Genomic DNA, 18,847 nt, shown 5'->3' on the forward strand with positions numbered 1-18,847 from the left:
TTTAATTTATATATGATTGTTAAACAAAATGTTTCTAATTAATGATGATGCTCTTCTACCGCCATACCTATAAATAGGGCGGCAAGCATCGTAAAAATAAAGGCCTGTAAAAAGGCAACCAATAATTCCAGAACATCCATAAAAATTACAAATGAAATAGAAACAGGGGCCATGGCCAATGTCTTAAATATAAATATCAATGAGATTAAACTCAATACTATAATATGCCCGGCGGTTATGTTTGCAAATAAACGGATCATTAAGGCAAAGGGTTTAGAAAATATACCTATAACCTCTACTACCCACATGATGGGCAATAACCAAAAAGGAACGTCTGGTTTAAATATGTGCCCCCAATAATATTTGTTGCCGTTGATGTTCACAACAATTAAGATAATTACCGATAGAACCAGGGTTACGGCAATGTTACCGGTTACGTTTGCGCTTCCTGGGAATAAAGGCACTAGGCCCATTAAGTTATTGATCCAGATAAAGAAAAACACGGTTAACAACAAAGGCATAAATTTCTCAAATTTATAGCCAATATTAGGCCTCGCAATATCGTCCCTAATAAAAATGATTATCGGCTCTATCCAAGATTGTAAACCCTTTGGGGCTTTCCCAATTCTATTTTTGTAAGAATTTGCAACTTTGGTAAATATCAAAACCAGAACGATAACAGATATGAATAATGCCGCTACGTTCTTTGTGATTGAAAAATCGATTATTTTAGAAGAGACCTCTTCATTAACTTTACCATCATTGCCTAAAACAACAATGTGTTCTTCTTCATTAAGATAGGTGTAGTTTTTCCCTTTATAAGGGATAGCTTCATGATGCTCATTAAGAAGATTGGCAGAAGAAAAAATCTCTAAACCAGAAGGTGTAAATAAAATAACGGGTAACGGAATAGAGGTATGCCCCCATAGATGCCAACTGTGCGAATCGCCGATGTGTTCTAAAATAACAACTGTTGGATCAAATTTCTCGCTTTTCTCTTCATGTGTTCCCGTGGTTACTTCTTCTTTAACCACCTCTTGAATATCTTGATTTTGTTGGCGGGCATAAGAATTAAACGATAAAAATAGCATGGAAAAAGCGAATACAGCCTTTATTGATGAATTTTTATAATTTAAAAAGTGGCTAAAATCCATTTATTACGTGTTTTTTACTTCTTGATTTGGTGGCGCAAGTTACGTAACAAACAATAAATTTCAAAGGTTGTAAACAATAAATAAACAGAAAAAAAGTTGAGCATAAATAAAACACTATCTACCTTGATTTTTTGCGTGTAAATAAGGATAAACGCCAATGTTAAAATTAAGCGTATTACAATGGCCCCTAGCAAAATGCTGCTTTGCTGATCGCCGCCTTTTTTTAAGCCTATGTAAGAGAACAAATAAACCAATAGCGTAATAAATGCCATGTAAAAAAAAACCACCCAAAAATGCGGTATCAAAAAATGGTTTGGAAAATATAGATAGTCTATGGTCCAATAACCCAATGCCGCCAAAATAACCAGCATTATATAGAGAAAAGAAAAAATTTTAAGTGTCAATGTTATTTTAAAGCTTTAAAAACAAAATATAAGGAGATGGCAACCCCTAACAAACTAAAGCCTGCTGTGTAGTAAGGGGTTTGGTTTTGCGTACTTTCATCAATCTTGTAGCCTATAAAAGTAAAAACGCCGATAATACCTACCATTTGAAACCCTAGGGAAGAATATTTGGCATATGAATTAAGCCGTTGCCTCTCTTTTTCCGATTGCTTCTGGTCCATTAAAAATTGGTTTGTGAATAGATTTTGTTTGTGAAATCCCGGTTTGGCACTGGCCTGTTAAATTAGCGCCATTTTCTACCACCAATTTATTAGATGAAATATCGCCAATTAAACTTGAAGTTGCCTTTAAGAACAATATTTCTGCGGTACAGATGTTGCCATTAACCTTCCCGTTAATCTCGGCACTTTCAGAATTGATGTTCCCGATCACTTCGCCCGTACTACCTATTACAACTTTGGCTTTAGAGATAATATTCCCTTCAATTTTACCATCAATCCTCACATCCCCTTTGGTGTTTAAGTTCCCTTTAATTTCTGTACCTAAACCTACAATATTGATAGAGCCTGCCTTTAGTTCTTTATCGGTAATTTCAGTTTTTCTGTTTTTAAACATGTTTATTGTTTTAAAATGTCATATAATTCTTTGGGTTAACGGCCGCCCCGTTAAACCAAAGTTCAAAATGAAGGTGCGGGCCAGTAGAAAACTCACCAGTGTTTCCAACGATAGCTATTACCTCACCTACCCTCACAAAACTCCCCACCTTTTTCAATAGTACAGAACAATGTTTATATATTGATAAGAGGTTATTGCTATGCTGTAAAACAATTACATAACCTGTTTCTGAAGTAAAGTTAGAAAACACAACGGTTCCTTCCAAAGTTGCTTTGATGTTTTCGTTTTTCCTTGTGGCAACATCGATCCCGTAATGCTGCTTTTTAGGATCAAAATCTTGGGTTATTTGCCCTCTCAACGGGCTAAAAAAAGTATATGAGGCAATCCCTGTTTTTACTTTGTCATTGTCATCGTTCAAATCAAATTTCCCCTCAGATTCTATCATTTTTCTTAGGTCTTTTTCCTCTTTAGAGATTTTCTGATTTAAAACTATGCTATCCGTTGCTTTTGAATTATCGGTTTCTGGTTTTTTTGGTTGTTTGGTGCCAATGTTTCCATCAATTACATTTTTTAGATTTTTCAAATAAGCATCGTTAGCTTTTGCCAGTTGTTCTAAAGAATCTACTTTAGAATAGGCAGCAACGATGTCTTTTTTTGAACTTGCATCCGTAACCCCTGTCAAATATTCTTTTAAGGGAGTAAATCTTATAGTGGTAATGGTTAGAAATATGAATAAAATGGCAAAAGCCGCAGCACCAATAATTAAATACCATAATGAAGCATTAAATGAAGCTTTCTCCTCAAAAGTATCGTCATTTAAAATGACCAATTTGTATTTCTCTTTAAGCTTTTCTATGAGTTTTTTTCTCTTACTCATTTATTGGGGATAAAAATCTTATCTTAATTAATATCTTTAATTCGTTATTATCGGCAATATAAAATAATTTTGCCCGTATTAAATTACAACGCCTAAAATTAAAATATTGAAAATATCACAAAAGGGATTTCTTGTTTTTTTGAGTGTGTTATTTTGCATGATCACAATTAGTTGTTCTTCTAAAAAGAAAAGCGGTAAGAAAACTAAATTTATGAAAAATGTAACGGCGCATTATAACATTTATTTTAATGCCCGCGAGCAGCTAAAAGAAAGTAAACTAACCATAAGAAACTCAAGAGAAGATGATTTTAGCCAAACCTTGTCCATTTTCCCATTGCCAGACGAGTCATCATCTGCAAATGAAGAAGAAAACCTTAATACCGTTATTACTAAAGTTAATAGAATAGCGGTAGAAAAATATGATAGCAAATGGTTAGATGATTCATTTTTGTTGTTGGCTGAGGCTGAGTACCTAAAAAGGGACTTTTATAACGCAATTGAGTACGATAGCTATGTAAGCATTACTTTCCCTGATGAGAAAAAGAATAAAATTGCGGCTTATTTGGGGCAGGTAAAAAGTGATTTTGCGCTAGACCTTAACGATGAGGCAGATTCTGTTTTAAAATTAGCTAAAGCCTTAAATTTTAAATATCAACAAGATGAATTAGAGGCTTCACAAGCAGAGCTTGCGTTACGTAAAAACAACCTACCAGAGGCTATTGACCATCTTTCAAAAGCCGTAGGGCAAACCAAAGAAAAATATCTAAAAACAAGATGGAGATATATTTTAGCACAATTGCAAGAGAAAAACGGACAACCCGATAAAGCAGCCTTCAATTATGATAAAATCGCAAAAAGCAATGCGGCCTTTGAAATATCTTTTAATGCCAATTTATCTAAAATTAGGATTACGGAAAACCAACAAGGAAAAGAGTTTGATAAGATCGCTACTTTAAAAAGGTTATTAAAAGAAGATAAGAACCAAGAATTTAAAGAGCAAATTTATTACCAGATCGGAAATGCCTACGCAGACAAAAATGACTTGGCAAATGCCGATCTTTTTTATTCTACTTCTGCCCATACGGTTCCGGGTACGGTTAAGCAAAAAGGCTTGAGTTACCTTAAATTAGCACAGATCAATTTTGAGCAATTAAAGGATTACAAGAAATCTCAGCTCTATTATGATAGTACTTTGCAATATTTGCCTAAAACCTATCCGGGCTATAACGAGATAGCCGTTAAAGCAAACAATCTTCAATATTTGGCAGATAGATTAAACATTATAGACGATCAAAAAGAACTGTTGCAACTTTCTAATCTTTCTGAAGATGATCTGGCTAAAAAATTGGATCAGAAATTTGTAGTGAAAACAGCTTTAGACCCAAATCAAAACAGTATTGTAAATAGCGGGGCTTTAACAAGCATACAAGATTTTTCTGCCTCTAACAAAACAGCGGGCACTTTTTATTTTTATAATAATGCGGCATTAAGCCAGGGTTTATCATCGTTTAAACAAAAATGGGGAAACAGAAAGTTGGCGGATAATTGGCGTATTAGCGATGTGAGCTTGCCAACAGAGGCGGCAAAAAACGGGAATTATCCCAGTAACCTAGGAACCGGGGTTGATGCAGATATTTCTACCATTGGCGAAAATGTAGATTCTTTGAAAGCGAGGTTTATCAGAACAATTCCTTACAGCCCTTACCAAAAGTTTCAAGCTAATAATAAGATCGCTAAAGCCTTGTATGAGATTGCCGGTTTCTACAAAGATGTTTTGAAAGACAATTTGGAGGCTGTAGAAGCTTATGAAGCTATCGTTTTAAATTATCCCAATCAAGAAAATGCTGCCAGTATATATTATCAACTATATAGATTAACGGCCGCTATGGATAAAAACACTTCTGAAAAATATAAACAAGAACTGTTAGAAAAATATCCAGGCTCTATATATGCCAAAACAATTTTGGACCCAAATTATGGTAAAGATGCCGAACTTTTAAAACAGAAAATCAAAGACTATTATGATGCTGTTTATGAAACATACAAACTAAAGAAGTACGATGAGGTATTAAAAAAAATAGATGATTTAAAAGCTAAAGTTGATGACTTTAAAGAGATGGATGCAAAATACGCCTATTTAAAATCGTTGGCTATTGGCCATACACAAAAAGCACCCGTATTTTTGGCTAGTTTAAATGAAATAGCTACCAACTATCCTAATGATGCTGAGGTTACACCAAGGGTTAAAAAGCAGATCAGCTTTATTGAGGCAAACCAAACAGCTTTTAATTTAAGACCTACCGCTTTGATAGATCAAGACGGAAATGACTATTTATTAGATCGACCTGTTTTTGTAGATATTCCTAAAATAGAGGATAAAAAACCCGAACCTATTAAAGTTGTTGCCGAAGCAAAAAAAGTTGATGAGCCCAAGCAGGAAAAGCCAAAAGTAACAGAACCCAAAAAGGAAGAACCTAAAGAGGAGATAAAACCAGTAGAACAGGTTACGAAAATTGAAAACCCGGCAATAGCAATTCCCAATAACGAAGTTGGTAAAGAGGCTCCAATCGTTCCTGAAGTATTAAAACCGGTACCGGTAGCAGAAGAACCAAAGGTAATAGTGCCAGAAAAGCCCAAAGCTATTGAGTTTACGGATAATACCAGGCAGAAATACTTTATTGTGATAGATATTTCTGACCCAAAACAAAATATTGCCCAGCCGTTTTCTAAGCTATCTCAATATTTTTATTCTAAATTTGACCCCTCATCTGTAAGGCTGGTGATCAGGGTTGTTGGAGGTACAGAAAAGTTTATCATCATCAGTGGCGATTTTTACACCCAACAAGAGGTACAAACTGTTTCTGATGATCTAAACAGTAGTTTGCCTAAAATTATGGAAGGCCAAACAAACCTTTATCAAAAGTTTGTGGTGTCTGAAAGTAATTTAAAGCTTTTGGTAAGTAAGGATGCCATTGATCAGTACTTAAAATTTATTTCGAAATAATGCAAAAGAAAGAAACACTAACCAATAGTGATATACAGAGATATACCGGGATTTTTTGGAAGACTATTTTAGGGTTTTTTCTGTTTTTCACTTTGATCATCTTAGCTACTAGTTTTGGCTTATTTGGAGAACTGCCGTCTTTTAGAGATTTAGAAAACCCAAAAAGCAACCAAGCATCCATTATTTATACCGCTGATAAAAATGAGCTGGGCAATTATTTTGTTCAAAATAGATCTAATGTTCGCTATCAAGAGATTTCTCCCAATGTAATTAATGCTTTAATTTCTACAGAAGATGTGAGGTTTAAAGAGCATTCTGGGATAGATTTTAAAAGAACTTTTACCATCTTTTTTTATAATTTAATCGGTAAAAAACAAGGTGGAAGTACCATTACACAACAATTGGCTTTAAATTTATTCTCTGGCGAACCAAGGGCAAAATCTGCTTTTAAGCGCATACCTCAAAAACTAAGAGAGCTAATTGTTGCAATCAAATTAGAGCGTAACTACACAAAAGAAGAAATAATTACCATGTACCTTAATACGGTAGATTTTGGTAACAACTCTTATGGTATTAAAGCGGCAGCCCACACTTATTTTAATGTCTCGCCAGCAAATTTAAGCGCCTCCCAAGCTGCAACCCTAGTGGGTATATTAAAAGGTGTCACTTTGTACTCGCCAACCAGAAATCCAGAGCGTTCTTTAGGGCGCAGAAACTTGATTTTGAGCAAAATGGCCGATCAAAATTATATCACTCAAGAAAATTATCAGACATCAAAAGCACTCCCTTTAGATTTGCATTTTAGGCCAACAAACCATAACGAAGGTTTGGCAACCTATTTCAGAACAATCTTAAAACAAGACATTCAAAAAACCTTTAATGATCTATCCATTACCAAGGCAGACGGAACCCCATATGATCTAGATCGCGATGGCTTAAAAATTTATACCACCATAGATTCTAAGATGCAGAAATATGCGGAAGAAGCCCAAAGGGATTATATGAAAGATTTACAGAAGCAATTTAACGCACATTGGAAAGGTAGAAATCCTTTTAAAGGTAATGAGGCATTGTTGATCCAAGGGATGAAAAGATCAGATAGGTACGCCGCTTTAAAAGAAGCCGGTAAATCTGATGAAGAGATAAAGGAAAGTTTTAATACACCGGTAAGCATGAGCCTTTTTACCTGGAAAGGCGATATTGATACCACCATGACCCCGATGGATTCTATAAAATACTATAAAATGATCTTGCGTAACTCTATGATGGCAATGGACCCCAAAACCGGGGATGTGAAAGCCTGGGTAGGAGGGATAGATTACGAGCATTTTAAATACGATCAAGTTAAAATGGGTACAAGGCAAGTTGGCTCAACCGCAAAACCTTTTACTTATGCCGTAGGCATTCAGCATGGTTATTCGCCTTGTTACGAGGTAAATAATGTGCCATTTACGGTAACAGGTTATGGCGAACCTTGGACACCAAATGGCTATGGGTCTATTCCCGGCATTTTAACACTGCGCAAAGCATTAGCAAATTCCCAAAACTATATTACTGCTTGGTTAATGCAGCAAGTTGGCCCCACAGAAGTTGCTAATCTGATTAAAAGAATGGGCATTACATCGCCTGTGCCACCTTACCCTTCAATTGCGTTGGGATCTTTTGAAGCCTCTGTTTATGATATGACTGGTGCATATAGTGCTTTTGTAAACCATGGTGTTTGGACAGAGCCAACCTATTTAACCAGGATCGAGGATAAAAACGGAAATGAATTATATAGCCGTAAACCTAAAGTTGTACAAGCCTTAAATGATCAACATGCTTACGTAATGACCTATATGTTAAAAGGGGTTGTAGAAGAAGGAACCGGTGTGAGGTTGAGGTATAAATATGGTTTAACAAACCCGATCGGGGGTAAAACAGGAACCACACAAAATAACTCTGATGGTTGGTTTATGGGGATTACCCCACAATTGGTTGCAGGTGTTTGGACAGGTTGCGAGGATAGGGCCATCCATTTTAGGACCACAAACTTGGGCGAAGGGGCAAACACCGCATTGCCCATATTTGCGCTTTTTATGAAAAAAGTTTATGCCGATCCTTCTTTAGGGATAAAAAAGGGAGACTTTGAGCCACCAAAGGGCGGTTTAAATATCACCTTAGATTGTAACCAATACCAAGCACCTAATCAAAATCAAGGCAATGGCAACCCTAAGTCAACCGGTTCAGATTTAGATGAACGGCTAGGGTTTTAAAAAATATTAGTATTTGCTAAGACTGTTTTGCGAAATTGTCATTCCGAATTTATTTCGGAATCTCATCAGAATAAGTTCTCACATTGTCTGCTAATCTGCAATTGAGATACTGAAACAAGTTCAGCATGACAAATTCTATATTTGAGAATACATCCTTTTTATTTTTGTAGATCTTATGTTCGATTATAAAGCTGCACTTAAAAATATCCCGCATAAACCAGGTGTTTATCAATATTATGATGCGCACAAAGAATTGATCTATATCGGCAAGGCCAAAGATCTAAGAAATAGAGTTGCTTCTTATTTTAATAACGATACCTACAAGGTAAACGCAAAGACAAAGGTTTTAGTAAGTAAGATCAATCATATCAGTTTTACCATTGTTGATACCGAGATTGACGCTTGGCTATTAGAAAACAGTTTGATAAAGAAGCACCAACCTAGGTACAATATCATGCTGAAGGATGATAAAACCTACCCATGGATTGTTATCAAAAACGAAAAGTTTCCACGCATACAATGGACCAGAAGGCTGGTTAAAGATGGCTCGAAATATTTGGGCCCATACCCATCTGTTAGTATGATGCACTCTATTTTAGGTTTGATCAAAGAAACCTACCAGTTGCGTACTTGTAGTTTGCCCTTAAATGAGGAAAATATACTGGCCGGAAAGTTTAAGGTATGTTTAGAATACCAGATCGGCAATTGTAAAGGGCCTTGTGAAAACCATCAAAATGAAGAAGATTATAATCAATCTATAGAAGAAATCAAAGATATACTTAACGGTAAAACGGGGCAGGTTTTAAAGCAGTTAAAAGATAAGATAAATGAGGCTGCTAGTGAATTAAATTTCGAAACCGCCCATCACTTACAGCGTAAATACGAACTTTTAGAGAAATATCAGAGCAAATCTACTGTTGTAAACTCTTCTATCACAGAGGTGGATGTTTTTAGTATCGCATCTGATGAGAAGTTTGGTTTTGTAAATTACCTAAAGGTGATGCATGGTACCATCATCCAAACCCAAACCATAGAGATAAAGAAAAAATTAGACGAGTCTGATGAAGACCTGCTTTCGATAGCCATTTCAGAATTTAGGTCGCGTTTTCAAAGCCAATCGAAAGAAATCATAGTCCCTTTTGAAATGGATATAGAAGATGAAAACGTAAAATTTACCGTACCGAAGCAAGGGGAGAAAAAGAAGCTTTTAGAACTATCACAAAAAAACGTATTGTTTTTTAAAAAGGATAGGATAGAACAATACGAAAAGCTAAACCCCGATCTAAGAACAGATCGTTTGCTTACGCAGATGCAAAAAGATCTGAGGTTGAGCGAACTTCCAAGGCATATAGAATGTTTTGATAACTCCAACTTTCAAGGAAAATACCCAGTTTCTGCCATTGTAGTTTTTAAGGATGCCAAACCATCAAAGAAAGATTACAGGCATTTTAACGTAAAAACTGTTGAAGGCCCAAATGATTTTGCAACGATGGAGGAGGCTGTTTTTAGAAGGTACAGAAGAATGTTAGAAGAAACATCGCCATTGCCCCAACTTATTGTTATAGATGGAGGGAAAGGGCAATTATCATCTGCTGTAAAAAGCTTGAAACTTTTGGGTATTTATGATAAGGTTGCGATAATTGGTATTGCCAAACGCTTAGAAGAACTATATTATCCGGGCGATCAATATCCTTTATATTTGGATAAAAAATCAGAAACTTTAAAGATCATCCAACAATTAAGGGATGAGGCACACAGGTTTGGTATTACCTTCCATAGAAAAAAAAGAGACCAAGGAACATTAAAAACAGAACTAGAATTAATTACCGGAATAGGTAAAACATCGTCAGAAAAACTATTGAGCCGTTTTAAATCGGTAAAAAAAATAAAAGAAGCAACAGAAAAAGAGCTTTTAGAAATCGTAAACACTAAACAAGCAAAAGCGATATTGGATTTCTTCCATCAAAAAAGCCCTTCCGAATAGAAAGGGCTTTCTTTTGGGTTTTAGTAGCTTTATTGTTTCCACATATCTTGTTCATATTGGATCAAAGATTTTTTAATCCGATCAGATTCTAATAACTTATCCAAACCCGATTTTAAATCTGGTCTTGTGGCTAAGCTATTACCCTCTGGGTTAGATTCTTCTACAATTACGCTAGAGAAATATCTTAACTGAAATACATCGTCAAAAGTATATCTGATTTTTTCGTTAGGATGATAAACAGTGAATTTGCATAGATAATCCCTTACGGTTGGGTAATTTACCCAAAATAAAGGAGTCATATCTGCACCTACTTCTCCCAGTTTTATTTGTGGATCTGCCAAATTTTTATTTTCTGGACTTAAAGTAGCCAAAATATTGTTTCCGGGATAAACGATACCCATTGCAATGATAAAAGATTTGAATTCTGATCTATTGGTATCAAAATACCAATCTTCAATTACCCTTAAAGCTAATTTTGAAGTTACCTTCATGTCTCCGTACTGCCTTGGGCCAAAAGAACCAACTTTACTATCTAAGATACCTTTTAAGGCATCTGCTTCTTGTGGTATAGGTTCTTTTAATTGCCCAACGTTTTTATCCCATTGTTGGTAAGCTTCAATTTTGAAACCATCCACGCCCCTCATTAAAACATCTATGAAATTCTTTTCCATATCTGCCGGCACTAAATATCGGTTTGCTGGATCTGCAAAGTAAATATCCCTAATGATCCTTTTGGCAAAGATAACATCATCACTTTTTACGCGAGGCAAAGCAGGGGCGCATTTAACTTCTGATTTGCCCATATCTTTTTCCCTCGCAGCTTTATCTTCTTCAGATTGTTGGAAGATGGAATAAATAGGTTTTACTTGTTTTTTAATAGTGTCTGCCGTACCACTTGCTACCGGAGTAACGGTTGGGTTTTGCGCAAATGCAAAACTTACAACAAACATTAGCGTTAAGTAAATTAAAATCTTTTTCATAATTAATTTGCTGAAACTGATACTACATTATCTAATTTTCTGGTTGTGTTATCTTCGCCATGTGCTTCAATATTCTGAAACGTAACAATATCCCCAGCAGTTAAAGTATTCATAATCCTTTTGATATCGCTAGTAAAACTACCGTCTGATGATTGAAGGATGATAGGATCTTGTCTGTATTTAGAAAATAGAACGGTAAATTTTGTTACGGTAAATTTTAGGTCAAAATCAAAATCTTTCAGTTCTGCCTCTAATCTATTTGTTGATTTTAGCGTAGATAGAGGAACTCTACCAGAAACCTTACCCGCAAAAGTTGCAATTGGATCTGGTACTCTTTTTACCCTAAATTTTGTGGAACCCAAAATTTGGTTTTTTCCTTTTTCTATTTCTGCAGAAACGGTAACGGTTGCCTCGGTTCCACCGTTAACCTTCACAATATAACTTCCGTTAGCTCCAGAAATAGAACCACCACTAATGCTTACTTTTAAATTTTCTTTAGGGATACCTGGTGCCGATACCGATACCGGATTGGCAACTCCCATATAAAAAACGTTCATTTTATCTGGAGAAACAACCGCAGAAGGCCTTGCTACTTGATATTCTATAGGATCGGTTGTGAAAGATTTGATTTCTCCGCTTGTAGGATCTTTAAAAGAAACGGTACCTGTCCATTTATAAACACCTTCTTTTGTGCCACCAGATTTATATTTGCCCACGCCACCTTCGTTAGGTAAAGTAGCTCCGTTTACGGTTGCGGTAATAGGAATGCTAGAACTACCAGCGGTTAAAAACACATCGGCTTCATAGGTTTGGCCAGCTAATATATAGCTGCTTTTCGCAACCGCAACAGCTCTGTAAGAATCTACCACACCACCACCTGTTGTTTCTTGGTATAATTTGTTAATTACATAAGCTTCCGCGTTTTTTGCATCGTTTTGAAACTTGGATAAAAGGGTAATAGTTGATGTTAATGGTTTTCCTTCGCCAAAATTATAATCGGCCCAAGATTGGCTTGTACCTGTACTTTTGTTTATTTTGGGCCATTCTAGTTCTAAACCGATACCTTTTGGGCTCTGGCCTATCAAGGCACTTAATTTTTTAGCAGCTTCTTCTATTTTTTTCTGTAAAGCATCGCCTTTTTTACCTTCTACCAGTTCTTTATGGGAAATACCCAGGTCGTCTCTCTTTTTTAAATCGCCATTGGCATCTAAACCATCGGTTTCTTTAATTAATTCTTGTTTTACTTTTTCAATTTCTGCAACAATACCGTCGCCTATGTTTTTGGCATCTTTTGCTTTATTGTAGTTTACTTCTGCTTTTTTTGGAGCGTTATCATAATAATTCTTGAAAAGCGTCATGATAAACTTTAAACGATCGTTCATGTTATCATTACTTTTTTCTAAACCATCTCTTACTGTTTTAAAGGCATCCAATACGGTATTACTTACGTTTAACGCTAACATTGCCATTAGCACCAAATACATAATACCGATCATCTTCTGCCTTGGGGTTTCCTTACCGCCTGCCATATCTTAAATCTTTAAGCTTGTTTAAATAAAATAATAATGAGTTAGTTAAGCTCTAGGTTGGTTCATGGCAGAAAGCATATTGCCATAAACAGCGTTTAAGCTTGATAGATTTTTTGATAGCTTAGCAACTTCATCTTTAAATTGCTTAGAATCATCCATCGATTCATTAAAATTAGACATGGTTTGTGATAAGTTAGCGTAAAACTTATTCATGGATTTTAAATGTGCGCTAGAATCTTGTAATTCTAATTCGTACACAGCATTTAATGCAGAGATATTTTTACCCAAATTACTTATTTGGTTATGATATTCTTTAGATCCGGTAGAAGCATTTGCAATTTCTGTAACGCCCGCCGTAGCTTGATCAAAAGCAGTACTTAAGCCAGAAGCTTTAGCAGAAGCGGTTTTTACGTTTGCCGCAAACTCATTGGTGGCAATGGTAGCATCTGCAGAATTAGAGATAGCACCTACTTTATTGCTGAAATTTTCTAATCCTTCTTTAATTTTGGCTACAACATCATCACCAACTTTTAAATCAGGGAAACCGCCGCCAGCAGAACCTTTTATCTCCAATTCGTTCAGTTTAACCGGTTTATTCATATCTATTGGGTTTCCTACAAAATCTTCTGAAAGTTGAGGATATACTTTTTCCCAATGAGGATCTTTATGTGGAGGTACAAAACCCATAATAAAGAATAATAATGCTTCAGTACCCAAACCAATACCAATGATCATCTCGCCCCCAGGTAAGTGGAGGATTTTAAACATTGCACCGATGATTACAACTGTTGCGCCCCAAGATATAATTGCATCAAGGGTTATTTTGAATTTCTTTTTTTGAGCCATTTTTTGAACGTTTTGATTTTTGTTTTATCGTGTTATTTATTGTGCTGTTAAGTGTTTAAGGTTTCATTCTTCCTGGTTTGTCTTTGATGTCTCTTCCCAAGAAAGGGGTTACACACCTAAAACCGATAGAAGACCTTGCAGAATCTGGATACTCGTAAGATTTTGCGGAATTTTGTAGAAAGTAGCCTATATCTTTCCAAGAGCCACCTTTTACAACTCTTTTCTTGTTATAGTCTGGATCGCCTTTTTTTACTGCTTTATTAAATGAAGGGTTAATGGTACTTACATAAGCGGTTGCTGCATCGCTGTAAATAGAACTTGTCCATTCTGCAACGTTGCCCGCCATATTGTAAAGTCCGTAATCATTAGGGAAATAAGATTTTACGTAAACTGTAAAGGCTCCCCCGTCATCAATATAATTACCCCTTCCCGGTTTAAAATTGGCTAACAAACATCCTTTGGCGTTTCTGATATATGGGCCTCCCCATGGGTAACTTGTTTGCACCCTGCCACCTCTAGCGGCATATTCAAATTGTGCCTCTGTTGGCAGTTCATAGTCTAATCTTTTGTTGGTAAGTTTTTTAGAGTCTTTATAAGATTCATTTAACCTGGATCGCCAGATGTTAAAGGCATTTGCTTGCTCCCAATTTACGCCTACAACAGGGTAATTTGCGAATGAAGGATGAGAAAAATATCCTTTCGCCATTGGGTCGTTTTGGGCGTACGTAAAATCAGATATCCAAACCAAGGTATCAGGGTAAACATAAGTTTCTTCTTTAACGATGAACTCATCTCTGCCAACAGAAATCCCATTTTTGTTTAAATTAGGATCCCTTGCTCCCCTGTATGCAGCGGCTTTTTTGTAATCAACCCAAGCATATTCATATTTTAATTGCTCTACCTTTAATTCTTTTTTATTGAAAAACTTTTCGTTGCCATCATAATACATGGTTTTTTCTAGTTTATCTTTCAATGTTTTATCGCCCCACAAACCTTTTTTAGAATTTACAGCTTTCCAATTGATGTAGGTACTTGCTTTACCGCCTTTAGATTTTAAGAGGTATTTGGCGGGTTTGCCAACTTGGTAAAAAGCAATAGAATCTCTAACCCAGTTAACAAACTGCTTGTACTCACTGTTAGATATCTCGGTTTCATCCATGTAAAATGCAGATATGGTAACTTGTTTGTTTTGAGGGAACTGAGAAATGGTTACATCTTGATCTACTTGGCCCATAACAAAAGTACCAGCTGGGATATAAACCATCCCGTAAGGTAATTCTTGCTTAACCGTTTTGGTTTTAACACCAACTAATTCTCCTCTTCCATCTCCTTTTCCACAACTAGAAAAGGCAATAGAAATCAATATCAGAGCTGATACGTATAAATTCTTCATGTGCTATACAAGTTTTATTGTGTTTTTCTTGTGTAAAAAACGTGTCTAATATACAGAAATTCAACATTTTCAAATAAATTATTTTTCAATTGTAAATTAATCTGTTAATGGTTTACGAAAAACATAAAAATACAATCTTAAAATTCTCATTTCAATACCAACTACTAGGTATTTTTTGGTTTGAATTTTTAGTCTATTACGGTTTGGTTTTATAAAAGTTTCAAAAAAAAAGCGACCTCTAGTTCAGGTCGCTTTATCATATTTCTTGTATGCTACTATTTGATAGATTTTATATACTGCTCTAAAGCCATTGTCATGGATGGTGCTTCTGGCAATGGAGCGGGGATATCTAAAATTAGGTTAGCATCTAATATTGCTTGCTGCGTTGTTTTCCCAAACGCTGCAATCCTGGTATTATTTTGTTTAAATTCTGGAAAATTAACGAATAATGACTGCACACTAGAAGGACTGAAGAAAACGATGATGTCATAAAACACATTTGCAAGATCAGAAAGATCTGATACAACCGTTTTAAATAGTACCGCTGGCGTAAAATCTATACCCTGTGCTTTTAATAGGGTTTCTGTAGATTCTGCGGCAACATCAGAACAGGGGTATAAAAATTTTTCTGCACCGTGTTTTTTCAATACCTCGGCTAAATCTCTTGCTGTTTGTTTGCCAAAAAATATTTTACGCTTTCTGTACTGTATATATTTTTGCAGGTAAAGTGCTATAGATTCTGATAAGCAGAAATACTTCATATCGGTTGGTACTTCATACCTAAGCTCTTCGCAAACTCTAAAATAATGATCGGCTGCGTTTCTACTGGTTAGGATAACAGCAGTAAAATCAGATAAGTTTATTTTATCTTTTCTTATTTCTTTTCCTGGTACACCCTCTACATGAATAAAAGATCTAAAATCTATTTTCAAATTTAAAGATGCAGCTAGATCAAAATAAGGAGATTTTTCCCCTTCGGGTTCTGGTAAGGTTACAAGTATGCTTTTTACTTTAGTTTTTCTCTCTTCCAAATTAATTGCCATATTCACTATAAACTAGTACTAATTGTTTTTGCGATCAAAATAATCGGACAAATTTCAAGAGCGCAAAGATAAAGAATTAAATAAAATTTTGATAGCCTGTAATTTAATAAAATTTTAATCGCGATCCTTGCAAACTGCACACCTATTATCCCTAAAAATATAATCAATAATATATTTGAAATCATATTTCTATTAAAGTTGTTGGTTAGTATCAAATAGAACGTAATTGGCATCAATAAAAAAAGAGAATTAAAATAACTTAGATAGATCAAATTTAGGTAGTCTTTTACCAAACGTTGTATTTGAAATAGAAAACCTATAAATCTTAGTATAAATATCTTTATGGCAAAAAATATAAAAACCAATCCGGATATCACCAAATAAGTTTCTATGTTTTTGGCAGGTGCAGAACCTTTTATTTTATAAAGCGAAATACAGATAAAGAGGCCAAGTGTTAGGGAAAACAATATATATAAGAAAAAAAACTGCCAAGATACCAAAGCATTATCTTCTTTATTGATCTGGGCAAGGGTTCTGGTATCAAAAAAAGCCTTAAATAATAGCGTGATCTCTTTTGAAAATATAGCTTTTAATATCCCAAAGCAAAGTAAGATCAGCATAACTGCCAATAAAAACCAAATTGGCCCTTTGTTTAAGAAATGGCCGAGGCCGTAATTAGATTTAACTATTTTTATGTTTTTGGGCAATGAGAGCAAATACGGGTCTGTTACCAAGTTATCAGCTATCAATTTATCAAAATAAGGGTTTGCCCTTTTTGGATCTGGTTTTAAATAATGGTTGGTAACAGAATCCCTAACAAAGTTTTTTCTTGCCAAAGCAGCCGAATCTATGATGGGATAATATGTTTTTTGGTGTTTTAGGGTGGTATCTAAATTATTGGCCAAAGAATCTGGGATGTTTTGCGCTAAAACTGTTTGTTGGTAAAACAAACAAAACAAGATTAAAATAGAGAAGCGCTTCATTTAAAAATAACTAACAATACCAAAATGGATCTTTCCTTTCTGCAAATCTAATGGATTATTTTTTTGTTTCCCTAAAGCATAGCTTAAAGATGCAATGCCAACCTTGGTTTGAAACGTAATGCCAAGCCCAACCCCTAAAGGATAATCTGTTGAGCTTTTGTTCACAAATTGCTGGTTGATATAAGCTTGATCATAAAATATATTGATGAAAGAATTTTGCTCTATCAAATATCTAAACTCTAGGGTTTGGATAGAAAAGCTATTGACGTTAAGTGATTGCTCATCAAAGCCCCTCAAAGTTTTTGCCCCGCCAATTCTAAAAGCCTCGTTTTCGAACAAGTTTTGCCCTGTTAAGATCGCGGCATTATTATGTAAAAACAAAACAGACCTTAAACCAGTTTTTAGGTAGTATTTAAGATCTGCCTGTAATTTGAATTGCTGGCTGGTTTGTGCGGTAAAAAAATCTTCGGGCCTAAAGTTTTCTGAAGGATTTATTTTTCTGCTCCCAACGGCAGCTTGTAGCGTTAAATCATAACCTTTTAAAGGCGTAATCCTATTATCGAGTTTCTTATAATTACCCGCAATACCGTAAAAAGTAGATTTTATGTTGGCAAAATTTGGGATAGAAGAACTAGTTAAACTATCGGTAGCAACTTGGTTGCCCTTAAAGTTTTCTATAAAAAAGCTCAGTTTTTGGGTAGTGGTAAAACTATAATCGAAGCCTAACCTTGTGTTGAGGTTTAAAAAACTGCTATCCTGCTTAAATAATTGAAAATTGGCGTTTACCCCCAACTGGCTTTTAAATATATAAGGATAAGCTAAGTTTAAGGCCAACTCTTGCGATTGTGCAGGTAAGCCTCTGTAATTAAAATCGATAGTTTCGCCACTTTTTAAGGCGTTCTTTAAATTAAGCTTAAAATCACCGGTTATTTGAATTTTGCCGGTTTGCGAATTAGGTAAAAAACCGATAATCCCATCAAACTGGTTGGCGTTTTGCTTATCTAAAAACAGATTAATAGCGGCTTTTTCGCCATTAAAAACCACCTCGTAAGTTTTGGGGACACTCACAAAAGATAAATCCCTTAATCTTTTATCAATGTTTTTAACTTTTTCCTCGTTATAATCCTGCCCTTCTTTTATCCCAAGATAAGCGTTTAAAAAACCGCTGTTCAATTTTGCAGAACCTATCAGCCTTATGGTATCGATGCTAATGTTTTTATTGGGGATTATAAATAGTTGCGCCTTAAAATTTTGTTTAAATGCCTCTAAACTATCTAAATAGAGTGCGGCAAACGGATATCCGTTATCTTCATAAAAACCTAAGATAGTATGATATAATTTTTGGAAATATTTAAGTTGCAAAGGCTTTTCTTTTTTGAACTGATCTTTTAAACCAAGCTGATAAACCAATTCTTGGGGCACATTCCCGTTCCCTAAATAAATACCTTCATATATTTTTCCGGTCGTTATTTCGGCAAATAAGGTGTCGTTTTTAAAACGATGATCGGTTAATCTTAAATTGAAGTAGCCATTTAATTTTAGCGATCTGATCTGGCTTTTAAGATCTTTGGCCGCAGAAAGCGAGTCTGGAAACTGCACATTGCCACGTTCAATTTTTTTTGGTAAACCGTTAATAACTAAGGTTATATTTTTTGTTTGGCTTACGCCGATTTGGGATGCAAATAAAAATATGGTTATAAAATAGAACCTGAGCATATCAACAAAAGAAACGATAATTTTCGAAAATTGGCTTATCCGTTTCGGTTATAAAGCGTTTGTA

General features: G+C 35.2%; 15 protein-coding genes. 3 read left to right on the forward strand and 12 right to left on the reverse strand.

Features of this window, described 5'->3' with window-relative positions:
* Nucleotides 1-38: 38 nt before the first annotated feature.
* Genes atpB through I5M32_RS07230 form a run of 5 tightly spaced genes read right to left on the reverse strand, consistent with a single transcriptional unit; the run spans nucleotide 39 to nucleotide 3,050 of the window.
* Nucleotides 39-1,154, reverse strand: coding sequence for a F0F1 ATP synthase subunit A (gene atpB, locus I5M32_RS07210; protein ID WP_200585518.1), 1,116 nt, complete (start codon nucleotides 1,152-1,154; stop codon nucleotides 39-41).
* Nucleotides 1,155-1,168: 14 nt separating this feature from the next.
* A complete protein-coding gene (locus tag I5M32_RS07215; RefSeq protein WP_234461888.1) occupies nucleotides 1,169-1,525 on the reverse strand; it encodes a hypothetical protein in 357 nt (118 codons plus the stop codon).
* A gap of 35 nt (nucleotides 1,526-1,560) precedes the next feature.
* Nucleotides 1,561-1,779: an AtpZ/AtpI family protein gene (locus I5M32_RS07220; RefSeq protein ID WP_200585519.1), complete on the reverse strand. Its 219-nt coding sequence runs from the start codon at nucleotides 1,777-1,779 to the stop codon at nucleotides 1,561-1,563.
* A complete protein-coding gene (locus I5M32_RS07225) occupies nucleotides 1,739-2,173 on the reverse strand; it encodes a bactofilin family protein (RefSeq protein ID WP_200585520.1) in 435 nt (144 codons plus the stop codon). Before I5M32_RS07225 ends, I5M32_RS07220 begins: the two co-directional genes overlap by 41 nt.
* 10 nt (nucleotides 2,174-2,183) lie before the next feature.
* Nucleotides 2,184-3,050, reverse strand: coding sequence for a M23 family metallopeptidase (locus I5M32_RS07230; RefSeq protein WP_200585521.1), 867 nt, complete (start codon nucleotides 3,048-3,050; stop codon nucleotides 2,184-2,186).
* A 157-nt stretch (nucleotides 3,051-3,207) separates the two neighbouring features.
* On the opposite strand from I5M32_RS07230, the gene porW reads away from it, so the two are divergent.
* The 3 genes from porW to uvrC all read left to right on the forward strand — a co-directional run bounded on the left by porW (nucleotide 3,208) and on the right by uvrC (nucleotide 10,293).
* Complete coding sequence (gene porW, locus I5M32_RS07235; RefSeq protein ID WP_449580852.1) at nucleotides 3,208-6,054, forward strand: type IX secretion system periplasmic lipoprotein PorW/SprE; 2,847 nt, start codon at nucleotides 3,208-3,210, stop codon at nucleotides 6,052-6,054.
* Nucleotides 6,054-8,309, forward strand: coding sequence for a penicillin-binding protein 1A (locus I5M32_RS07240; RefSeq protein ID WP_200585523.1), 2,256 nt, complete (start codon nucleotides 6,054-6,056; stop codon nucleotides 8,307-8,309). Before porW ends, I5M32_RS07240 begins: the two co-directional genes overlap by 1 nt.
* Before the next feature lie 175 nt (nucleotides 8,310-8,484).
* Nucleotides 8,485-10,293: an excinuclease ABC subunit UvrC gene (uvrC, locus tag I5M32_RS07245; protein ID WP_200585524.1), complete on the forward strand. Its 1,809-nt coding sequence runs from the start codon at nucleotides 8,485-8,487 to the stop codon at nucleotides 10,291-10,293.
* A 29-nt stretch (nucleotides 10,294-10,322) separates the two neighbouring features.
* On the opposite strand, the gene porN is transcribed toward uvrC, so the two are convergent.
* The 7 genes from porN to I5M32_RS07280 form a co-directional block, all read right to left on the reverse strand.
* Nucleotides 10,323-11,273 carry a type IX secretion system ring subunit PorN/GldN gene (gene porN, locus I5M32_RS07250; RefSeq protein ID WP_200585525.1) on the reverse strand — a complete coding sequence of 317 codons (951 nt, stop codon included), beginning with the start codon at nucleotides 11,271-11,273 and terminating at the stop codon, nucleotides 10,323-10,325.
* A gap of 2 nt (nucleotides 11,274-11,275) precedes the next feature.
* Nucleotides 11,276-12,802, reverse strand: coding sequence for a type IX secretion system motor protein PorM/GldM (gene porM, locus I5M32_RS07255; RefSeq protein ID WP_200585526.1), 1,527 nt, complete (start codon nucleotides 12,800-12,802; stop codon nucleotides 11,276-11,278).
* Nucleotides 12,803-12,847: 45 nt separating this feature from the next.
* The gene (gene porL / locus I5M32_RS07260; RefSeq protein WP_200585527.1) at nucleotides 12,848-13,648 is read right to left on the reverse strand and encodes a type IX secretion system motor protein PorL/GldL; all 801 of its coding nucleotides are present in this window, start codon (nucleotides 13,646-13,648) and stop codon (nucleotides 12,848-12,850) included.
* A 55-nt stretch (nucleotides 13,649-13,703) separates the two neighbouring features.
* Entirely contained in the window at nucleotides 13,704-15,041 is a 1,338-nt protein-coding gene (porK, locus tag I5M32_RS07265; protein ID WP_200585528.1) for a T9SS ring complex lipoprotein PorK/GldK, read from the reverse strand.
* 275 nt (nucleotides 15,042-15,316) lie between these two features.
* Nucleotides 15,317-16,084 (reverse strand): uroporphyrinogen-III synthase, encoded by a 768-nt coding sequence (locus tag I5M32_RS07270; protein WP_200585529.1) that lies wholly within the window; start codon nucleotides 16,082-16,084, stop codon nucleotides 15,317-15,319.
* 5 nt (nucleotides 16,085-16,089) lie between these two features.
* On the reverse strand, nucleotides 16,090-17,067 hold the full coding sequence (locus I5M32_RS07275; protein WP_200585530.1) for a DUF4271 domain-containing protein: 978 nt from the start codon (nucleotides 17,065-17,067) through the stop codon (nucleotides 16,090-16,092).
* Entirely contained in the window at nucleotides 17,068-18,783 is a 1,716-nt protein-coding gene (locus I5M32_RS07280; protein WP_200585531.1) for a ShlB/FhaC/HecB family hemolysin secretion/activation protein, read from the reverse strand.
* Nucleotides 18,784-18,847: the final 64 nt, after the last annotated feature.

The organism is Pedobacter segetis, from assembly GCF_016623585.1.
In the GTDB taxonomy this organism is placed as follows: Bacteria; Bacteroidota; Bacteroidia; order Sphingobacteriales; family Sphingobacteriaceae; genus Pseudopedobacter; species Pseudopedobacter segetis.

Coding starts and splice junctions, on each gene's coding strand:
- I5M32_RS07275 (WP_200585530.1), bottom strand. CDS start 17,067: ATGAAGCGCTTCTCTATTTTAATCTTGTTTTGTTTGTTTTACCAACAA.
- porN (WP_200585525.1), bottom strand. CDS start 11,273: ATGAAAAAGATTTTAATTTACTTAACGCTAATGTTTGTTGTAAGTTTT.
- uvrC (WP_200585524.1), top strand. CDS start 8,485: ATGTTCGATTATAAAGCTGCACTTAAAAATATCCCGCATAAACCAGGT.
- I5M32_RS07215 (WP_234461888.1), bottom strand. CDS start 1,525: ATGCTGGTTATTTTGGCGGCATTGGGTTATTGGACCATAGACTATCTA.
- I5M32_RS07280 (WP_200585531.1), bottom strand. CDS start 18,783: ATGCTCAGGTTCTATTTTATAACCATATTTTTATTTGCATCCCAAATC.
- porM (WP_200585526.1), bottom strand. CDS start 12,802: ATGGCAGGCGGTAAGGAAACCCCAAGGCAGAAGATGATCGGTATTATG.
- atpB (WP_200585518.1), bottom strand. CDS start 1,154: ATGGATTTTAGCCACTTTTTAAATTATAAAAATTCATCAATAAAGGCT.
- I5M32_RS07230 (WP_200585521.1), bottom strand. CDS start 3,050: ATGAGTAAGAGAAAAAAACTCATAGAAAAGCTTAAAGAGAAATACAAA.
- I5M32_RS07220 (WP_200585519.1), bottom strand. CDS start 1,779: ATGGACCAGAAGCAATCGGAAAAAGAGAGGCAACGGCTTAATTCATAT.
- porW (WP_449580852.1), top strand. CDS start 3,208: ATGATCACAATTAGTTGTTCTTCTAAAAAGAAAAGCGGTAAGAAAACT.
- I5M32_RS07240 (WP_200585523.1), top strand. CDS start 6,054: ATGCAAAAGAAAGAAACACTAACCAATAGTGATATACAGAGATATACC.
- I5M32_RS07270 (WP_200585529.1), bottom strand. CDS start 16,084: ATGGCAATTAATTTGGAAGAGAGAAAAACTAAAGTAAAAAGCATACTT.
- porL (WP_200585527.1), bottom strand. CDS start 13,648: ATGGCTCAAAAAAAGAAATTCAAAATAACCCTTGATGCAATTATATCT.
- I5M32_RS07225 (WP_200585520.1), bottom strand. CDS start 2,173: ATGTTTAAAAACAGAAAAACTGAAATTACCGATAAAGAACTAAAGGCA.
- porK (WP_200585528.1), bottom strand. CDS start 15,041: ATGAAGAATTTATACGTATCAGCTCTGATATTGATTTCTATTGCCTTT.